16 protein-coding genes are annotated in these 17,076 nt (G+C 68.1%); 5 read left to right on the top strand and 11 right to left on the bottom strand.

Annotated features, from left to right (window positions below; genetic code table 11):
* Positions 1 to 12: 12 nt before the first annotated feature.
* Together QTI68_RS19335 and QTI68_RS19340 are read left to right on the top strand one after the other, a co-directional pair.
* Positions 13 to 264, top strand: coding sequence for a hypothetical protein (locus QTI68_RS19335; protein WP_286504736.1), 252 nt, complete (start codon positions 13 to 15; stop codon positions 262 to 264).
* Between the two features lie 38 nt (positions 265 to 302).
* On the top strand, positions 303 to 1,799 hold the full coding sequence (locus QTI68_RS19340) for a CYTH and CHAD domain-containing protein (RefSeq protein ID WP_286523620.1): 1,497 nt from the start codon (positions 303 to 305) through the stop codon (positions 1,797 to 1,799).
* 25 nt (positions 1,800 to 1,824) lie between these two features.
* On the opposite strand, the gene QTI68_RS19345 is transcribed toward QTI68_RS19340, so the two are convergent.
* The 9 genes from QTI68_RS19345 to QTI68_RS19385 form a co-directional block, all read right to left on the bottom strand.
* Entirely contained in the window at positions 1,825 to 3,564 is a 1,740-nt protein-coding gene (locus QTI68_RS19345) for an IlvD/Edd family dehydratase (RefSeq protein ID WP_286523621.1), read from the bottom strand.
* A 9-nt stretch (positions 3,565 to 3,573) separates the two neighbouring features.
* Positions 3,574 to 4,614: a galactofuranose ABC transporter, permease protein YjfF gene (gene yjfF / locus QTI68_RS19350; RefSeq protein ID WP_286523624.1), complete on the bottom strand. Its 1,041-nt coding sequence runs from the start codon at positions 4,612 to 4,614 to the stop codon at positions 3,574 to 3,576.
* Positions 4,611 to 5,714, bottom strand: a complete 1,104-nt coding sequence (locus QTI68_RS19355; RefSeq protein ID WP_286523625.1) for an ABC transporter permease — start codon at positions 5,712 to 5,714, stop codon at positions 4,611 to 4,613. Before QTI68_RS19355 ends, yjfF begins: the two co-directional genes overlap by 4 nt.
* Positions 5,711 to 7,234 (bottom strand): sugar ABC transporter ATP-binding protein, encoded by a 1,524-nt coding sequence (locus tag QTI68_RS19360; RefSeq protein ID WP_286523626.1) that lies wholly within the window; start codon positions 7,232 to 7,234, stop codon positions 5,711 to 5,713. Before QTI68_RS19360 ends, QTI68_RS19355 begins: the two co-directional genes overlap by 4 nt.
* Position 7,235: 1 nt before the next feature.
* Positions 7,236 to 8,447: a multiple monosaccharide ABC transporter permease gene (mmsB, locus tag QTI68_RS19365; protein ID WP_286523628.1), complete on the bottom strand. Its 1,212-nt coding sequence runs from the start codon at positions 8,445 to 8,447 to the stop codon at positions 7,236 to 7,238.
* The gene (gene mmsA, locus QTI68_RS19370) at positions 8,437 to 9,960 is read right to left on the bottom strand and encodes a multiple monosaccharide ABC transporter ATP-binding protein (RefSeq protein ID WP_286523963.1); all 1,524 of its coding nucleotides are present in this window, start codon (positions 9,958 to 9,960) and stop codon (positions 8,437 to 8,439) included. The genes mmsB and mmsA overlap by 11 nt, the downstream gene beginning before the upstream one ends.
* 55 nt (positions 9,961 to 10,015) lie before the next feature.
* Positions 10,016 to 11,086, bottom strand: coding sequence for a multiple monosaccharide ABC transporter substrate-binding protein (gene chvE, locus QTI68_RS19375; RefSeq protein WP_286523629.1), 1,071 nt, complete (start codon positions 11,084 to 11,086; stop codon positions 10,016 to 10,018).
* A 67-nt stretch (positions 11,087 to 11,153) separates the two neighbouring features.
* Positions 11,154 to 12,119 (bottom strand): ABC transporter substrate-binding protein, encoded by a 966-nt coding sequence (locus QTI68_RS19380; RefSeq protein WP_286523630.1) that lies wholly within the window; start codon positions 12,117 to 12,119, stop codon positions 11,154 to 11,156.
* A 56-nt stretch (positions 12,120 to 12,175) separates the two neighbouring features.
* On the bottom strand, positions 12,176 to 13,630 hold the full coding sequence (locus tag QTI68_RS19385; RefSeq protein WP_286523631.1) for an aldehyde dehydrogenase family protein: 1,455 nt from the start codon (positions 13,628 to 13,630) through the stop codon (positions 12,176 to 12,178).
* Between the two features lie 88 nt (positions 13,631 to 13,718).
* On the opposite strand from QTI68_RS19385, the gene QTI68_RS19390 reads away from it, so the two are divergent.
* The 3 genes from QTI68_RS19390 (at position 13,719) to QTI68_RS19400 (ending at position 16,091) form a co-directional block, all read left to right on the top strand.
* A complete protein-coding gene (locus tag QTI68_RS19390; RefSeq protein WP_286523633.1) occupies positions 13,719 to 14,678 on the top strand; it encodes a LysR family transcriptional regulator in 960 nt (319 codons plus the stop codon).
* 203 nt (positions 14,679 to 14,881) lie between these two features.
* Entirely contained in the window at positions 14,882 to 15,235 is a 354-nt protein-coding gene (locus QTI68_RS19395; RefSeq protein ID WP_286523635.1) for an alpha/beta hydrolase, read from the top strand.
* 190 nt (positions 15,236 to 15,425) lie between these two features.
* The gene (locus tag QTI68_RS19400; RefSeq protein WP_286523636.1) at positions 15,426 to 16,091 is read left to right on the top strand and encodes a response regulator transcription factor; all 666 of its coding nucleotides are present in this window, start codon (positions 15,426 to 15,428) and stop codon (positions 16,089 to 16,091) included.
* A 2-nt stretch (positions 16,092 to 16,093) separates the two neighbouring features.
* On the opposite strand, the gene QTI68_RS19405 is transcribed toward QTI68_RS19400, so the two are convergent.
* Both QTI68_RS19405 and QTI68_RS19410 read right to left on the bottom strand, forming a co-directional pair.
* Positions 16,094 to 16,660, bottom strand: a complete 567-nt coding sequence (locus tag QTI68_RS19405; RefSeq protein ID WP_286523637.1) for a hypothetical protein — start codon at positions 16,658 to 16,660, stop codon at positions 16,094 to 16,096.
* A gap of 14 nt (positions 16,661 to 16,674) precedes the next feature.
* Positions 16,675 to 17,070, bottom strand: coding sequence for a hypothetical protein (locus tag QTI68_RS19410; protein ID WP_286523639.1), 396 nt, complete (start codon positions 17,068 to 17,070; stop codon positions 16,675 to 16,677).
* Between the last annotated feature and the right edge of the window lie 6 nt (positions 17,071 to 17,076).

The raw sequence follows: 17,076 nt of genomic DNA on the forward strand, positions 1-17,076 counted from the left end.
GAAGCCTTTCCCATGAACGCCATCAAGGTCGCCCGCCGATTCATCGAAACGGACCCGGCCGACGCGTCTGCAAAAATCCTCGCCCGACTGGTGCTGGCGCTCGAATCCGAGGCCAGTTTCGAACTCGTCACGCTCTACGACCTCGACTACAAGAGCTTCCAGCTGGCCATGGACATCCTGAAGGAATGGCGTCTCGACCGCTACTACGCCAGCAAGTCCAAGCTGTACGATCTGTCGGTGCAGGTCAGCGAACTCAAGGAGTGAAGGCGGCGCCCGATGCAGTCGGGTCCCCGCGTGGCCCCGTGGTCGAATTCGAACTCAAGTTCCAGGTCGACGCCGCGCACCAGGCGGCGGTCGAGGCGGCGGTGGCGCGCGGGCGCTCGCACCGCGCGCATCTGCGCGCCCGCTACTACGACACCGCGGATGGCGCGCTGGCAGCGCAACATATCGTGCTCCGGGTGCGCAAGGAAGACGGCGCCTGGGTGCAGACCGCCAAGGCCCCGGGCGAGCGGCTGGTCGAGCGCCTCGAACACAATGTCGAACTCCCGCCTTCCCGGGCCAGTGATATTCCGCAGCCCGTGGTCGGGCGGCATGACGGCACGCCGGTCGGCGAACGGATCGCCGAGGCCCTGCGCCGGGCCGGCCACGACCCCGCCGAAGTCACGCTGGTGCCGCTGTACGGGACCGATGTCTGGCGCACCACGCGCGAGATGCGCAGCGGCGATGCGCTGGTCGAACTGGCCTTCGACCTCGGGTCGGTGCGCGCCGGCGACCGCAGCCATCCGCTGCGCGAACTCGAGATCGAGCTCAAGCACGGCAGTCCGTCGTCGCTGCTCGAACTCGCCGGCCGCTGGCGCGCGCGCTACGGGCTCTGGCTCGACACCGTCTCCAAGGCGGAGCGCGGCGAGCGGCTGGCCCGCGGCGTCGAGCACGGCCCGCCGGTCAAGGCCACGGCGCCGCGGCTGGAGGCCGATGCGAGCGGCCCGCAGGTGTTTCGCGCGGTGCTCGACAGCTGCCTGAGCCAGATTCTTCCGAACGCCAGCGAGGTCGCAGCAGACAGCACCGACCCCGAGCACGTGCACCAGCTGCGCGTCGGCATCCGGCGCCTGCGCACCGCCCTGCGCGAGATGGCCGACTTCGCGCCGGCCATCGATCCGGCCTGGGAGCCGGCGCTGGCCGAGACCTTCGGCGCGCTGGGCCGCCAGCGCGATCGCGAGCACGTGATGCGCGGCGTGCAGCCGCAGCTGGAAGCCCATGGCGCACCGCCCTGCAACATCGCCGCGGACTCGGACGCCACCCCTTCGGCCGCGGCGACGGTGCGAAGCCCGGCCTTCCAGGCGGTGCTGATGGACCTGATCGCCGCCTCCTTGCCCGCCGCCGCCACGGCCGAACCTGCCGCCAAGGCCCCCTCGGCCCGCAAGGTGCTGCGGGCCCGGCTCTCGAAACTGCATCGGCAGGTGCTGCGCGACGGCAAGCGCTTCGAAAGCCTGGCAGCGGTCGAGCAGCATCGCGTGCGCAAGCGCCTCAAGCGCCTGCGCTACCTGGGGGAGTTCGTGGCACCGCTGTTCGGGCGCCGCGCCGCCGAGCGCTTCCTGGCGCAGCTGGAGCCGGCGCAGGATGCCCTCGGCGCCCACAACGATGCCGCGACCGCCATGGCGGCCTACCGCGCGCATGCCGAAACGGACGGCGCCGCCTGGTTCGCGGTCGGCTGGCTGGCGGCCAACCATCCGGCCAGCGCCACCCAGTGCCGCAAGGCGCTCGCCAAGGTGGCCGGACTGACCCCGTTCTGGAAGCCCTGAAGCGGTCCGTCCAGGCCCCGTGGGCTCAATGGGAGTGCCGCGGCACGGCCGCACCGCGGCAGCCGACCAGGAAGTCGAAATCGCAGCCCTCGTCGGCCTGCATCACGTGGTCGACATACAGTCGCTGGTAGCCGCCGCCCCTCGCGGGCGCGGCGCGGCCTGCGATCGCCTCCAGGCGCGCCGCCAGTTCGGCATCGTCGATGTCGAGGTGCAGCCGTCCGGCCTCGCAGTCGAGCTCGATCCAGTCGCCGTCCTGCACCGCCGCCAGCGGGCCGCCGTCGGCCGCTTCAGGCGCCACATGCAGCACCACCGTGCCGTAGGCGGTGCCGCTCATGCGGGCATCCGAGATCCGCACCATGTCCTTGACGCCCTGGCGCAACAGCTTGGGCGGCAGGCCCATGTTGCCGACCTCGGCCATGCCCGGGTAGCCCTTCGGCCCGCAGTTCTTCAAGACCATCACCGAACTGGCGTCGATCTCGAGCGACTCGTCGACGATGCGCGCCTTGTAGTGCTCGAGATTCTCGAACACCACCGCCCGGCCCCGATGCCTGAGCAGCTCGGGCGAAGCGGCCGAGGGCTTGAGCACCGCGCCGCGCGGCGCCAGGTTGCCGCGCAGGATGCACATGCCGCCATCGGCGACCAGCGGCCTGTCCAGCGGGCGGATCACCTCGTCGTTGAAGCTCGGCGCCTCGCGCACGTTGTCCCACAGCGAACGGCCGTTGGCGGTCAGCGCGCCGGGATGCGGCAGCAGGCCGTGCTCGCCCAGGCGTCGCAGTACGGCCGGCAGGCCGCCGGCGTAGTAGAACTCCTCCATCAGGAAGCGGCCCGAGGGCATCAGGTCGACCAGGGTCGGCGTGCCGCGGCCGAAGCGGGTCCAGTCCTCGAGCGCGAGCGCGACGCCGATCCGGCCCGCGATCGCCTTCAGGTGGATCACCGCATTGGTCGAGCCGCCGATCGCCGCGTTGACGCGGATCGCGTTCTCGAAGGCCTCGCGGGTCAGGATCTTCGACAGCGTGAGCCCCTCGCGCGCCATCTCGACCGCGCGCATGCCCGACATCTGCGCCAGCACGTAGCGCCGCGCATCGACCGCCGGGATCGCCGCGTTGTGCGGCAGCGAGGCGCCCAGCGCCTCGGCCATGCAGGCCATGGTCGAGGCCGTGCCCATGGTGTTGCAGGTGCCGGCCGAACGCGACATTCCGGCCTCGGCCGACAGGAACTGGTGCAGGTCGATCTCGCCGGCCTTCATCGACTCGTGCAGCTGCCAGACGGCGGTGCCGGAACCGATATCGCGGCCCTCGAGCTTGCCGTTGAGCATCGGTCCGCCGGTGACGACGATGGCCGGGATGTCGCAGCTGGCGGCCCCCATCATCAGCGCCGGCGTGGTCTTGTCGCAGCCGGTGAGCAGCACCACGGCGTCGATCGGGTTGCCGCGGATCGCCTCCTCGACGTCCATGCTGGCGAGGTTGCGCGTCAGCATCGCGGTCGGGCGCAGGTTGGACTCGCCATTGGAGAACACCGGGAACTCGACCGGAAAACCGTTTGCTTCTGATATACCGCGCTTGACGTGCTCGGCGATCTTGCGGAAGTGCGCGTTGCAGGGCGTCAGCTCGGACCAGGTGTTGCAGATGCCGATGATCGGCCGGCCGTCGAACTCGTGGTCTGGAATGCCCTGGTTCTTCATCCAGCTGCGGTACATGAAGCCGTTCTTGTCGGCCGGGCCGAACCATTCGGCGGAGCGCAGCTTCCGGGTCGGGGTGTCGGGCATGCCGTGGACTCAGTGGGTGCCGGTGCCGCGCGCCGTGAACAGGCGCTGCAGCAGGCAGAAGACGAACAGCAGCACGCCCACCACGATGCGGGTCCACCACGAGCTCAGCGTGCCGTCGAAGGAGATCAGGGTCTGGATGATGCCCAGCATGAGCACGCCGAACAGCGTGCCCACCACGTAGCCGACCCCGCCGGTAAGCAGGGTGCCGCCGATCACCACCGCGGCGATGGCGTCGAGCTCGAGGCCGATCGCATGCAGGCCGTAGCCCGACAGCATGTAGAAGGTGAAGACCACGCCGCCAAGCGCCGAGCAGAAGCCCGACAGCGTGTAGACGCCGACCACGGTCGAGCGCACCGGCAGGCCCATCAGCAGCGCCGACTGCTCGCTGCCGCCGATGGCGTACACCGCGCGGCCGAAGGGCGTGAAGTGGGCGATGAACACCGCCAGCGCCACCACCGCCAGCGCGATCAGCGCCGACACCGACAGCGAGGCATCGCCCCACACCGGCAGCCGCCACTGCGAGACCTTGGCATAGAACTCGTTGGTGATGCTGATCGAGTCGATGCTGATCAAGTAGCACAGGCCGCGCGCGAGGAACATGCCGGCCAGGGTCACGATGAAGGGCTGCAGCCGGAAGCGCTCGATCAGCAGGCCCATGAAGGCGCCGAAGGCCGTGCCCATCGCCAGCACCAGCGGAATCACCAGCGCCGGGCTCCAGCCGTGCTTCTCGACCAGCGAGGCCGAGACCATGGTGGTCAGCGCGATCACCGAGCCGACCGACAGGTCGATGCCACCCGACAGGATCACGAAGGTCATGCCGACCGCGACGATGCACACGAAGGCGTTGTCGATCAGCAGGTTCAGGAACACCTGCGGCGAGAAGAAGCCGTCGTAGAAGACCGACCCCAGGGTCGCCATCAGCATGAACAGCGAGATCGTCGCCGCCAGCGGCAGGTACTTGGGATTGAAGCGCGCGCCGGCCGGCCGGCCGCGCGACGCCGCGGTCGCGCCATCGGCCGCCGCGGTTTCGTTCGACACCAGCGCGCTCATCGCGTCGCCCCCCCATGCGCCGGCCGCACCGCCAGCTGCCGCAGGCTGGCCCGGAACTCCGCCGACTGCAGCAGCATCACCACGAACACCACCACCGCCTTGACCACCAGGTTGATCTCGGGCGGCACACCGAGCGAATAGATCGCATACGTCAGGGTCTGGATGATCAGCGCGCCGATCACGCTGCCGACCAGGCTGAAGCGCCCGCCCGTGAGCGCGGTGCCGCCGAGCGTCACGGCCAGGATGGCGTCGAGTTCGAGCAATTGGCCGGCGTTGTTGCCGTCCGCGCTCTTGACGTTGGAGCTGATCAGCAGGCCCGCGACGCCGGCGCAGAAGCCGCAGAACATGTAGGCGCCGACCACGATGCGGCGCGCGCGCACGCCGGCGACCCGGGCCGCGCCCGGATTGATGCCGACCGCCTGGATGAACAGGCCGAGCGCGCTGCGCGTGATCGCGAGGTACAGCACGGCGAAGACGAAGGCCGCGACGTAGACCGAGAACGGCAGCCCGAACAGATAGCCGCTGCCGATGAAGAAGAAGGGCGCGTAGTAGATGGTGATGATCTGCCCGCCGGTGATCAGCTGCGCGATGCCGCGCCCGGCGACCATCAGGATCAGGGTCGCGATGATCGGCTGCATGCCGACGCGAGCGACCAGCAGGCCGTTCCAGAGACCGCAGGCCAGCGCGGCGCCGAGCGCGCCCACGATCGCCAGCCACATCGGGAAGCGGCTCACCTGCGCCGCCGCGCCATTGCTGACCACCAGCGAGCCGCCGATCATCCAGGCCGCGATGGCCGCCGCGATCGCCACCACCGCGCCGACCGAGATGTCGATGCCGCGGGTGGCGATCACCAGCGTCATGCCGAGCGACACCAGCACCAGCGGCGCGGCACGGTTCAGGATGTCGATCAGGCTGCCGTAGAGATGGCCGCTGCGCCATTCGAGATGCAGGAAGCTCGGGTTGAAGGCCGCGTTGATCGCCAGCAGCAGCAGCAGCGTGACCAGCGGCCAGGCCAGGCGGTGTTTGAACAACTGGCTCACCGGTGTACCTTCGCGCAGCAGCGCTTCGGTATTCGCCTTGGGAGCGGCCCGGCGGCTCATGTCTCCGCCGCGATCAGTTCGTAGACCGCGTCCTCGCTGCTTCCGCCCGGCAGTTCGCCGACCTTGCGCCGCTCGCGCAGCACCGCGATGCGGTGCGACACGCGCACCACCTCGTTCATTTCGGACGAGATGAACAGCACCGCCATGCCGCCGCGCGCGAGCCGCAGGATCTCGTCCATGATCTCCTGCTTGGCCGCGACGTCGATGCCGCGGGTCGGCTCGTCGAGGATCAGCAGCCGCGGCGCGATCGCCAGCCAGCGCGCCAGCACCGCCTTCTGCTGGTTGCCGCCCGACAGCAGGCCGATCGGCGTCTCGATGCTGGCGGTCTTGATGCCGAGCGCCTTGACGAAGCGCTCGGCCAGGGCGGCCTGCTCGGCGCGCGACAAGGTGTTGCGCACGCCGCGCCGCGCCTGCAGCGCCAGCGCGATGTTCTCCCGCACCGACAGCTCGGCCACGATGCCGTCGGTCTTGCGCTCCTCGGGGCACAGCGCGATGCCGTGCCTCACGGCATCGGCCGGGCTCGCCAGCTCGACCGCGACGCCATCGACGCGCAGGCGCCCCTGGTCGGGCCTGGCCAGCCCGAAGAGCAGCCGGGCCAGTTCGGTGCGGCCGGCGCCGAGCAATCCGGCCAGGCCCACCACCTCGCCGGCGCGCACTTGCAAGTCGACCGGCTGCAGCTGCCCGCGCTGGCCCAGGCCCTCGGCCTCCAGCAGCGCCGGCGCCGTGGCCTCGATCGCCGGCAGTTCGGCATGGCCGCTCGCCTGTGCCGCGAACTCGCGGCCGACCATCGCCGAGATCAGGGCCTGCGGTCCCAGCTCGGCGGTCGGCCACTCGCCCACCCAGCCGCCGTTGCGCAGCACCGTGATGCGGTCCGACACCGCATAGACCTGGTTCAGGAAGTGGGTGACGAACAGGATCGCGAGGCCCTGCCCCCGCAGCCGGCGCAGCACCGCGAACAGGCTCTTCACCTCCTCGTCGTCCAGGCTCGAGGTCGGCTCGTCGAGGATCAGCACCTTCGACGAGAGGCCCAGCGCACGCGCGATCGCCACCATCTGCTGCACCGCCACCGAGTAGCTCGAGAGCAGCTGCGTGACGTCGATGTCGATGTCGAGCCGCGCCAGCAAGGCACGTGCTTCGCGGTGCACCGCGGCCCAGTCGATGCGCCAGCCCTGGGCCGGGCCGCGGCGCGGATAACGGCCTGCGAAGATGTTCTCGGCCACCGACAGGTTGGGGCAGAGATTCACCTCCTGGTAGACCGTGCTGATGCCCAGGTGCTGCGCGTCGAGCGGCGAGGCCGGCCGGATCGGCTGGCCGGCCAGCGCCATCTCGCCGGCATCGGCCGGGTAGACCCCCGTGAGCACCTTGATCAAGGTCGACTTGCCGGCCCCGTTCTGCCCCAGCAGGGCATGAATCTCGCCGGCACGCAGGCGCAGCGAGACGCCCGACAGTGCCGGCACGCCGTTGAACCGCTTGTCGATGCCCGTGAGCAGCAGCACGGGCGCGCCGGTTGAAGTGTCCATGCTATTTGTTCTTGTTGTAGACATCGACGAACACCGCCGCCAGCAGCACCAGCCCCTTGATCACCTGCTGGTAGTCGATGCCGATGCCGAGGATCGACATGCCGTTGTTCATCACGCCCATGATGAAGGCACCGATGACCGCGCCCATCACGCGGCCGACGCCGCCCGAGGCCGACGCGCCGCCGATGAAGCAGGCCGCGATCACGTCGAGCTCGAAACCGAGCCCGGCCTTCGGCGTCGCCGTGTTGAGCCGGGCCGCGAACACCAGGCCGGCGAGCGCCGCCAGCACGCCCATGTTGACGAAGGTCAGGAAGGCCAGCCGCTGGGTCTTGACGCCCGACAGCCGGGCCGCCTTCTCGTTGCCGCCCAGCGCGTAGATGCGCCGGCCCACGGTGGTGCGGTTGGTGACGAAGTCGTAGGCGACGATCAGCACCGACATCACGATCAGCACGTTGGGCAGGCCCTTGTAGGTCGCCAGCAGGTAGCTCAGCAGCAGGATGACGGCGGCGAAGAACAGGTTCTTGCCGAGGAAGAAGACGTAGGGCTCGGTCTCCATGCCGTGCTTGGCCAGCTTGGCGCGGCCGCGCAGCTTGAAGAAGACCAGCGCCGCGGCGGCCAGCGCGCCGAGCAGCAGGGAGGTGGCGCGCAGGCTCTCGCCGCCCAGCGGGTCGGGCACGAAGCCCGAGCTGAGCTTCTGGAACGCCTCCGGGAAAGGGCCCACCGACTGGCCAGCGAGCAGCGCCAAGGTCAGGCCCTTGAACACCAGCATGCCGGCCAGCGTCACGATGAACGACGGGATCCGGAAGAAGGCCACGAACCAGCCCTGCGCCGCGCCGATCGCGCCGCCGGCGATGAGGCAGACGATGAAGGTCGGCACGAAGTGCCATTCGTATTCGACCATCAGCACCGCCGCCAGCGCGCCGATGAAGCCGCACACCGAGCCCACCGACAGGTCGATGTGGCCGGCCACGATCACCAGCAGCATGCCCAGCGCCATGATCACGATGTAGCTGTTCTGCAGCAGCAGGTTGGTGAGGTTCAGCGGCCGCATCAGGGTGCCGTCGGTCAGCACCTGGAACAGCACCATGATCGCGACCAGCGACATCAGCATGCCGTACTCGCGCAGGTTGTTCTTGAGGAAGCCGGCGTGCGCGCCGGGCGCCGCCGGCGCGAGGTGGGTGGCGGCCTTCACGGCCTCGAGTTCAGGCGGCATGGACGCTGCTCCCGGAAGCCACTATGACGCGCATGATCTTCTCCTGCGAGGCCTCGGCGGCCGGAAACTCGGCGACGAAGCGCCCCTCGTTCATCACGTAGATGCGGTCGCACATGCCGAGCAGCTCGGGCAGTTCCGACGAAATCATGAGGATGCCTTTCCCTTCGCTCGCAAGCCGTTCGATGATGGTGTAGATCTCGTACTTGGCGCCGACGTCGATGCCGCGCGTGGGCTCGTCGAGGATCAGCAGCTCGGGCTGGGCGAACAGCCATTTGCTCAGCACCACCTTCTGCTGGTTGCCGCCCGAGAGGTTGACCACGCGCTGGTCCACGCCGGCACAGCGGATGTTGAGCGCGCGCCGGTAGTCGCTCGCGACCTTGAACTCCCGGCCGTCGTCGATCACCCCGCGCTCGGACACGGCGGCCAGGTTGGCGAGGCTCACGTTCTTGCGGATGTCCTCCTCCAGCACCAGCCCGGCGCTCTTGCGGTCCTCGGTGACGTAGGCGATGCCGTGGTCGATCGCCTTGCGGATGGTGCTCACATCGACTTCCTTGCCGTGCATGTGCACCGAGCCGCTGATGCGCTGTCCGTAGGATCGCCCGAACACGCTCATCGCGAACTCGGTGCGGCCCGCGCCCATCAGTCCCGCGATGCCGACGATCTCGCCGCGCCGCACGTGCAGGTCGACGCCCTTGATCTGCTCGCGATCGGCGTGCAGCGCATGGTGCACGTGCCAGTCGCGCACTTCGAAGATGGTCTCGCCGATGTCCGGCCTGCGCTCCGGGTAGCGGTGCGCCATGTCGCGCCCGACCATGCCGCGGATGATGCGGTCCTCGCTGATCGGCGCGCCGCGGCAGTCCATGGTCTCGACGGTCGCGCCGTCGCGCAGCACGGTGATCGAATCGGCCACCTTGGCGATCTCGTTGAGCTTGTGCGAGATGAGGATCGACGCGATGCCCTGCGCCTTCAGCTCCAGCAGCAGGCGCAGCAGAGCATCGCTGTCGCTCTCGTTCAGGCTCGCGGTCGGCTCGTCGAGGATCAGCAGCTTGACCTCTTTCGAGAGCGCCTTGGCGATCTCGACCAGCTGCTGCTTGCCGACGCCCAGGTTGGTGATCAGCGCCGTCGGCGGCTCCTTGAGCCCGACCTTGGCCAGCAGAACGCGGGTGCGGGCATAGGCCTCGAACCAGTCGATCACGCCCCCGCGCGCCGTCTCGTTGCCGAGGAAGATGTTCTCCGCGATCGACAGCAGCGGCACCAGCGCCAGCTCCTGGTGGATGATGATGATGCCGAGCTTCTCGCTGTCGGAGATGTCCTTGAAGCGGCGCAGCTGGCCCTCGAAGTGGATCTCGCCCTGGTACGAGTCGCAGGGATACACGCCGCTCAGCACCTTCATCAGCGTCGACTTGCCCGCGCCGTTCTCGCCGACCACGGCATGGATCTCGCCGGCGCGCACCGCGAGGTTGACGTTGTCCAGCGCGTTCACGCCCGGAAAGGTCTTGGTGATGCCGCGCATCTCCAGGATCACATCGTTCACCGTGGCTCCTTCCACCCGCACGCCGTTCAGCGGCCTACTTGATCTGGCTCTCCTTGTAGTAGCCGCTGTCGACCAGCGTCTGCTTCCAGTTCGAGGCATCGACGCTGACAGGCTTCAGCAGGTACGACGGCACGACCTTGACGCCGTTGTTGTAGGTCTTGGTGTCGTTCACCTCGGGCGTCTTGCCGGCCAGCATCGCGTCCACCATGCCCACCGTCACCTTCGCCAGTTCGCGCGTGTCCTTGAACACGGTCGAGGTCTGCTCCTTCTTCAGGATCGACTTGACCGACGGCACCTCGGCGTCCTGGCCGGTCACCACCGGCATCGGCTGCTGCGCCGAGCCATAGCCCACGCCCTTGAGCGACGAGATGATGCCGATCGACAGGCCGTCGTACGGAGACAGCACCGCGTCGACCCGGTCCTTGGTGTAGTAGGCCGACAGCAGGTTGTCCATCCGCGCCTGCGCCACCGCGCCGTCCCAGCGCAGGGTCGAGACCTTGTCCATGCCCATCTGCTTGCTGCGCACCACCAGCTTGCCGCTGTCGATGTAGGGCTTGAGCACCGACATCGCGCCGTTGTAGAAGAAGAAGGCGTTGTTGTCGTCGGGCGAGCCGCCGAACAGCTCGATGTTGTAGGGGCCCTTGCCCTCCTTGAGCTTGAGCGCGTTCTCGATGTAGCTGGCCTGCAGCACCCCGACCTGGTAGTTGTCGAAGGTGGCGTAGTAGTCGACGTTCTTCGAGCCCTTGATGAGCCGGTCGTAGGCGATCACCTTGACGCCCTTGTCGGCCGCCTTCTGCAGCACGTCCGACAGCGTGGTGCCGTCGATGGCCGCGATCACCAGCACCTTGGCGCCCTTGGTCACCATGTTCTCGACCTGCGCCAGCTGGTTGGGGATGTCGTCGTCGGCGTACTGCAGATCGGTCTTGTAGCCCTTCTCGTTGAAGTACTTGACCATGTTCGAACCGTCGGCGATCCAGCGCGCCGACGACTTGGTCGGCATCGAGATCGCGACCAGGCCCTTGTCCTGGGCCTGTGCCAGCGGCGCCAGGCCGAACAGTCCCAGGGCGGCGCCGGCCAGCAGGGTCTTGATGAAAGTGCGTTTCATGAGAAGGTCTCCTTGTTGTATTTGCGGACGCGCGGCGCTGCGCTGTCGCGAAGCGCCGCGCGCGGTCTCAGTACTTGCGGTTCGGGAATTCGGCCTTGGCGACTTCCATCGGGAAGATCCCTTCCTTGGTCAGGATCCGCTTGGGCAGCGGCTTGCCGGCCTTGATGTCGGCCACCGCGGCCATCAGCTGCGGGCCCAGCAGCGGGCTGCACTCGACCGAGACATTGAGCTTGCCGGCCATCATGGCCTCGAAGGCGCCCTTCACGGCGTCGATCGAGATGATGATGATGTCCTGCGCCGGCTTCATTCCGGCTTCCTCGATCGCCTGGATCGCGCCGATCGCCATGTCGTCGTTGTGCGCGAACAGCACGTTGATCTTCTTGCCCTCGGCCTTCAGGAAGGCTTCCATCACCTCCTTGCCCTTGGCGCGCGTGAAGTCGCCGGTCTGCGAGCGGATGATCTTGAACTTCGGGTCGGCCTTGATGATTTCCTCGAAGCCCTTCTTGCGGTCGATCGCCGGCGCCGAGCCCACCGTGCCCTGCAGCTCGACGATGTTGATCGGGCCGGGGTTGCCCTTTTCCTTCTCGACCAGCCAGCGGCCGGCCTTGCGGCCTTCCTCGACGAAGTCCGAGCCCATGAAAGTGACGTAGAGCGAGTCGTCCTTGGTGTTGACCGAGCGGTCGGTGAGCACCACCGGGATCTTGGCCGCCTTGGCCTCGAGCAGCACCGTGTCCCAGCCCGATTCGACCACCGGCGAGAAGGCGATGACATCGACCTTCTGGGCGATGTACGAACGGATCGCCTTGATCTGGTTCTCCTGCTTCTGCTGCGCATCCGAGAACTTGAGCTCGATCCCGGCGTCGGCCGCGGCCGACTTGATCGACTCGGTGTTGGCGGTGCGCCATTCGCTTTCGGCGCCGACCTGGGCGAAGCCGAGCACCGGCTTCTTCTGCGCCAGGGCCGTGGCCGGCAACAGCGAGGACAACGTGGCGGATGCGAGCGCGATATTGAGCGTGCGACGGTTCAGTTTCATGATGTCTCCTGGTTGGCGTGGTGAAAAAAGCAACTCTTGTCGTTATCGTTGTTTGCTCAGGCCAGCACGTAGCCTGTCTTTACGCTGGTGTAGAACTCCGCCGCATGCCGGCCTTGTTCTCGCGGGCCATAGCTCGAAGCCTTGCGACCGCCGAAAGGCACGTGGTAGTCGACGCCGGCGGTCGGCAAGTTGACCATCGTCATGCCGACCTTCGCATGCCGCTTGAAATGCATGGCACGCGCGAGCGAGGTGGTGCAGATGCCGGCGCAGAGCCCGAAGGGCGTGTCGTTGGCGATCTGCAGCGCATGGTCGTAGTCGTCGGCACGCAGCACGCAGGCCACCGGACCGAAGATCTCATCACGCGCGATCCGGTGCTCGGGCCGCGCCAGGAACAGCGCCGGGCTCATGTAGTGGCCGACCGTCGCGCGCTGCAGCGCTTCGCCGCCCCAGACGTGCTCGGCGCCCTCCTCGCGCGCGGCGCTGACGGCGGCCAGGTTCTGTGCCAGTTGCGCGCGGTCGACCACCGGGCCGATGTCGGTGCCGCGCTCCAGCGCATGCCCGACCTTGAGCGCCGTCAGGCGGTGGCGCAGTCGCGCCACGAAGGCGTCGTGCACGCCGCCCTCGACGATCAGCCGGCTGGATGCGGTGCAGCGCTGGCCGGTCGAGAAGTAGGCGCCCTGCACGGCGCAGTCGACCGCCCGGTCGAGATCGGCGTCGGCCAGCACCAGCAGCGGATTCTTGCCGCCCATCTCGAGCTGCACCTTGGCCCGCCGCCGCGCCGCGGCGTGCAGGATCTGCTCGCCGGTGGCGACCGAGCCGGTGAAGCTGATCGCGTCCACGCCCGCACTGTCGACCATCGCCTGGCCGACTTCGCGGCCGCTGCCCATCACGAGGTTGAAGGTGCCCGCCGGCAGCGCGGCCCGGCTGATGATCTCGGCCAGCGCCCAGCCGCAGGCCGGCACCAGTTCGGACGGCTTGAACACCACGCTGTTGCCATGGGCCAGCGCCGGCGCGATCTTCCAGGCCGGGATCGCGAGCGGGAAGTTCCAGGGCGTGATCAGCCCGACCACGCCGAGCGGCTCGCGCGTCACGTCGACCTGCACCCCCGGCCGCACCGAGGCCAGCATCTCGCCGCCGCTCGCGCGCAGCGCCTCGCCGGCGAAGAACTTGAAGATGTGACCGGCCCGCGCGGCCTCGCCGACGGCCTCGGCCAGGGTCTTGCCCTCCTCGCGCGCCAGCAGCAGGCCGAGTTCCTCGCGTCGGGCCAGGAGCTCGCTGCCGATCTGGTCGAGCGCATCGGCGCGCCGCTGCGGCGTGCTCTGGCTCCAGTGCGGAAAGGCATCGGCCGCGGCGCGGACCGCCACCTCGGTCTGGCTGCGGTCGGCCCGCGCGTATTCGGCCACCACTTCGCGGGTATCGGACGGGTTCTCGCTCAGGCCCGTCGTGACACCGCTTTCCCAACGGCCATTGATGTACTGGCGGGCTTTCTGTTGGAGTTCGCTGCGTTTCACGGTGACGCGAGTCTAGGAATCACACCCATATCTTTCCAATCAAGATTTGGATCGAATGCATATCCGAAGAAGCATTCAGGTAAACCCCATGACCAACTACACGCACTGGTTCATCCGTGCGCGACTCAAGACCCGGCAGCTGCTGTTGCTGGTGGCCCTGGCCGAGGAGGGCAACATCCATCGGGCGGCCCAGGTGCTCAACATGACGCAGCCGGCGGCCTCCAAGCTCCTGAAGGACCTCGAGGACGTGCTCGAGGTGTCGCTGTTCGACCGCCTGCCACGCGGCATGCGGCCCACTTGGTATGGCGAGATCATGATCCGCCACGCCCGGGTCGCGCTGGCGAGCCTGAACCAGGCGCACGACGAACTCAGCGCGCTCAAGGCCGGCCGCGCCGGCCAGGTCAATATCGGCGTCATCACCGCACCGGGCCTGGTGCTGCTCCCGCCGGCGGTGGCCGAGGTGAAGCGCGAGCAGCCCAACCTGCGGGTGTCGGTCGAGATCGAGACCAGCCCGGTGCTGCTCGAACGCCTCGAGCAGGGCAAGCTCGACCTGCTGGTGGCGCGGCTGTTCGCCGAGCACGACAAGACCAACCTGCGCTACGAGGCCCTGACCGAGGAGCCGGTGTGCGCATTGGTGCGCCCGGGCCATCCACTGCTCGGTGTCAGCGGCCTGAGCCTGCGCGACCTGGTGTCGGCCGGCTGGATCGTGCCGCCCGCCGGCAGCGTGCTGCGGCACCGCTTCGAACTGATGTTCCAGGAAGAAGGGCTGGCACCGCCGATCAACGTGATCGAGACCGCGGCGCTGCTCTTCATCACCCGCATGTTGCAGCAGAGCGACATGGTCGCGGTGCTGGCCACCGATGTGGCGCGCTACTACGCGAGCCACGGCATCGTGGCGCTGCTGCCGGTCGAGATGCCCTGCCACATGGATGCTTTCGGCATCATCACGCGGACCGACCGGCTGCTGTCGCCGGCTGCCAAGGTGATGATGAAGGCGCTGAAGGCGGCGAGCTTCAGCGCCTACGGCCGACGCCTCGACCCTGACTGAGCGTGCCATTGCAATTTCGCGATGCCGCGCCGCAACATCGGCGCGGATCGGTTATGCCGGCAGGTCGCCGGCCGATTGTTTCGTTCCTGGCAACACCGCGGTTCGATTTCATTAGGGTTTTTACTTAGTCTTCAGCCTTAGACTTGCGTGGACGGATCGCCGAAGCGCCCTCCGCCCGTTCAAACCAACAAAGGACAACTGAAATGAAGACCTCGCAAATCATCGCCGCCGCCACCCTGTCGCTGCTCGCCGCCGCTGGCGCCCAAGCCGAAACCTATGACGGCGTGCATGCGCTTACTTCCGCCAACAGCCGCGCCGAAGTGAGCACCCAGGCCGCAGTCGCGGCTCACAGCGCGAACCCCTACGCGGAAGGCTACAACAACGGCGTGACCACCATCGCCAGCACCCGCGATCGTTCGTCGGTGCGCAGCGAAGCCGTCGCCGCCGCCCACCGGCCGAACCAGAACGTCCGCGTCGAATCCTTCGCCAACAGCGTGGTCCCGCCGCAATTCAGCGGCCCGCGCACCGGCGGCACGACGCGCCAGGCCGCCCTGTAAATCCGCGGCCCCCGAATCAACCGGCCTGCGCCACGAGCGAGGCCGGTTTTTTTTGCGTCAAGCTCATTTAATAAAACTAAATAGCTACAAAAATAGCAAATCGGTATTCGCTTACACCAAAGGGCAGCTTGTCATGCCCCCAGGGCGCGTGTTCAATTCACCTTCGCCTGCGGGCGCCTGGAGGATTGGCATGGGAAAGCAAATCAGTGCTGCCGCGGACGGGGAATCGCCCGTCGTCCGGCTGATCGATGACGACATCGCCTTTCGGCGGGCCCTGCAGCGGCTTCTCAAAAGCGCGGGGCACCAGGTGATGGAGTACGGATCGGTCGGCGAGATGCTGCTCGAAGGCATCGGCAGCGCACCGGGTTGCCTGGTGCTGGACATCCACATGCCCGGTCCCAGCGGGCTCGACCTGCAGGAGATGGTCGCCAGCCAGCCCGAACCCCTGCCCGTGATCTTCGTGACCGCGGAGGCCACGGTGCACGAGACGCTGCGGGCCATGAAGGCCGGCGCCTCGGATTTCCTGTTCAAGCCGGTGGACAGCGAGACGCTGCTGACCGTGGTCCGCAAGGCGATCGAGGACGACGCCGTGCGGCGCCAGGCGCGACGCCGGCTGTGCGCCCTGCAGACCCGCTATTCGCGGCTCAGCCCGCGCGAAAGGCAGGTCATGGAAATGGTCGTCAACGGCGCCCTCAACAAGCAGATCAGCGCCCAGCTCGGTGCCGCCGAACGCACCGTGAAGGCCCATCGCGCACACGTCATGGAGAAGATGGAGGTGAGCTCCCTGGCCGACCTGGTGCGCGCCGTGGGACAGCTGGGCGTGACGCCGGACGGCGCCAGCCACGCCGGCGCCTGAGCTCAGCGAATGGACCGTGGGTCCTTCGAGAGAAAGCCGCTCGCGAGCAGGCACAGGCCGATCGCCAGTGCGACGCCGCCGATCAGCAGCCGGCGCGCATCGACCGATCCGAAGCCGAACAGCAGGCCCACGCCCAGCACCAGGGTGCAGGCGCTGACCACCAGCACCGGCACGACCCCGCCGCGCGCGTCGGCCGGCGCCTCGCGACCGCCCCTCAGCGCGAAGAACAGCCCGAACACGCCGAGCGCCACGCAGGCCGTGATGATGGCGCCGAAGAAGGCGATCGAGCCCAGGATGCGGCCCTCGATGTCCGGGGCAGCGATCGCCACGATGCCGATCAGCAGGCGCACCAGCGCGTCGGCCAGCACCAGCCCGAACAGCCACTTGTAGCGCGGCGACTTCGACACCGCGAAGGCCAGGGCCAGCCCGAGCAGCCCGTCGATCATCGAAAAAGTGCCGTTGCGGTTCAACGACATCGCCGCCGGAATCGTCGCCGGCGCCAGCTTGGACAGCGCGAACAGCACGCTGACCGCGCCGCGAAGCAGAAGGAGGATGCGCAGGGCGGGCATGGGCGCGCCTCGGATCAGCCGCCGTTCCAGGGCGCAATCAGCTCCCACGGCGGCGTCTTGGACTTGGTGTTCTTGCAGAAGATGTAGCTGCCCGAGCCGAGCAGGTTCTTGTGGCGGTTCTCGATCTGCGCCAGCCGGCACGACGCCCGGCCCTTCGGGTCCTTGGCCGGCGTGACGCTGCCGCTGCTGGAGGTGTCCGGGTTCTCCCAGCTGACCTTGACGCCGTCAGCGCCCGAGTCCAGCGCCCCGTAGACCGCCTTGTTCATCAGGGCCATGTCGGCCTTGTTGAACTTGGTGATCGGCGTTTCGCGTATCCCGTTGTAGAAGGTCAACGGGGTGGCGGCCGCGGTTGCCGCTCCGGCCATCGCCAGCACGATGGCCAGCCCCTTCAGTGTGTCGCTCGCACGCATGCCTGG

The organism is Variovorax sp. J31P207 (assembly GCF_030316965.1).
Taxonomy (GTDB): Bacteria; Pseudomonadota; Gammaproteobacteria; order Burkholderiales; family Burkholderiaceae_C; genus Variovorax; species Variovorax ginsengisoli_B.

Coding starts and splice junctions, on each gene's coding strand:
- mmsA (WP_286523963.1), bottom strand. CDS start 9,960: ATGCGCGGCATCACCAAGACCTTTCCGGGCGTGAACGCGCTGGACAAC.
- QTI68_RS19335 (WP_286504736.1), top strand. CDS start 13: ATGAACGCCATCAAGGTCGCCCGCCGATTCATCGAAACGGACCCGGCC.
- QTI68_RS19355 (WP_286523625.1), bottom strand. CDS start 5,714: ATGAGCCGCCGGGCCGCTCCCAAGGCGAATACCGAAGCGCTGCTGCGC.
- chvE (WP_286523629.1), bottom strand. CDS start 11,086: ATGAAACGCACTTTCATCAAGACCCTGCTGGCCGGCGCCGCCCTGGGA.
- QTI68_RS19345 (WP_286523621.1), bottom strand. CDS start 3,564: ATGCCCGACACCCCGACCCGGAAGCTGCGCTCCGCCGAATGGTTCGGC.
- QTI68_RS19395 (WP_286523635.1), top strand. CDS start 14,882: ATGAAGACCTCGCAAATCATCGCCGCCGCCACCCTGTCGCTGCTCGCC.
- QTI68_RS19380 (WP_286523630.1), bottom strand. CDS start 12,119: ATGAAACTGAACCGTCGCACGCTCAATATCGCGCTCGCATCCGCCACG.
- QTI68_RS19405 (WP_286523637.1), bottom strand. CDS start 16,660: ATGCCCGCCCTGCGCATCCTCCTTCTGCTTCGCGGCGCGGTCAGCGTG.
- QTI68_RS19410 (WP_286523639.1), bottom strand. CDS start 17,070: ATGCGTGCGAGCGACACACTGAAGGGGCTGGCCATCGTGCTGGCGATG.
- QTI68_RS19390 (WP_286523633.1), top strand. CDS start 13,719: ATGACCAACTACACGCACTGGTTCATCCGTGCGCGACTCAAGACCCGG.
- yjfF (WP_286523624.1), bottom strand. CDS start 4,614: ATGAGCGCGCTGGTGTCGAACGAAACCGCGGCGGCCGATGGCGCGACC.
- QTI68_RS19360 (WP_286523626.1), bottom strand. CDS start 7,234: ATGGACACTTCAACCGGCGCGCCCGTGCTGCTGCTCACGGGCATCGAC.
- QTI68_RS19400 (WP_286523636.1), top strand. CDS start 15,426: ATGGGAAAGCAAATCAGTGCTGCCGCGGACGGGGAATCGCCCGTCGTC.
- mmsB (WP_286523628.1), bottom strand. CDS start 8,447: ATGCCGCCTGAACTCGAGGCCGTGAAGGCCGCCACCCACCTCGCGCCG.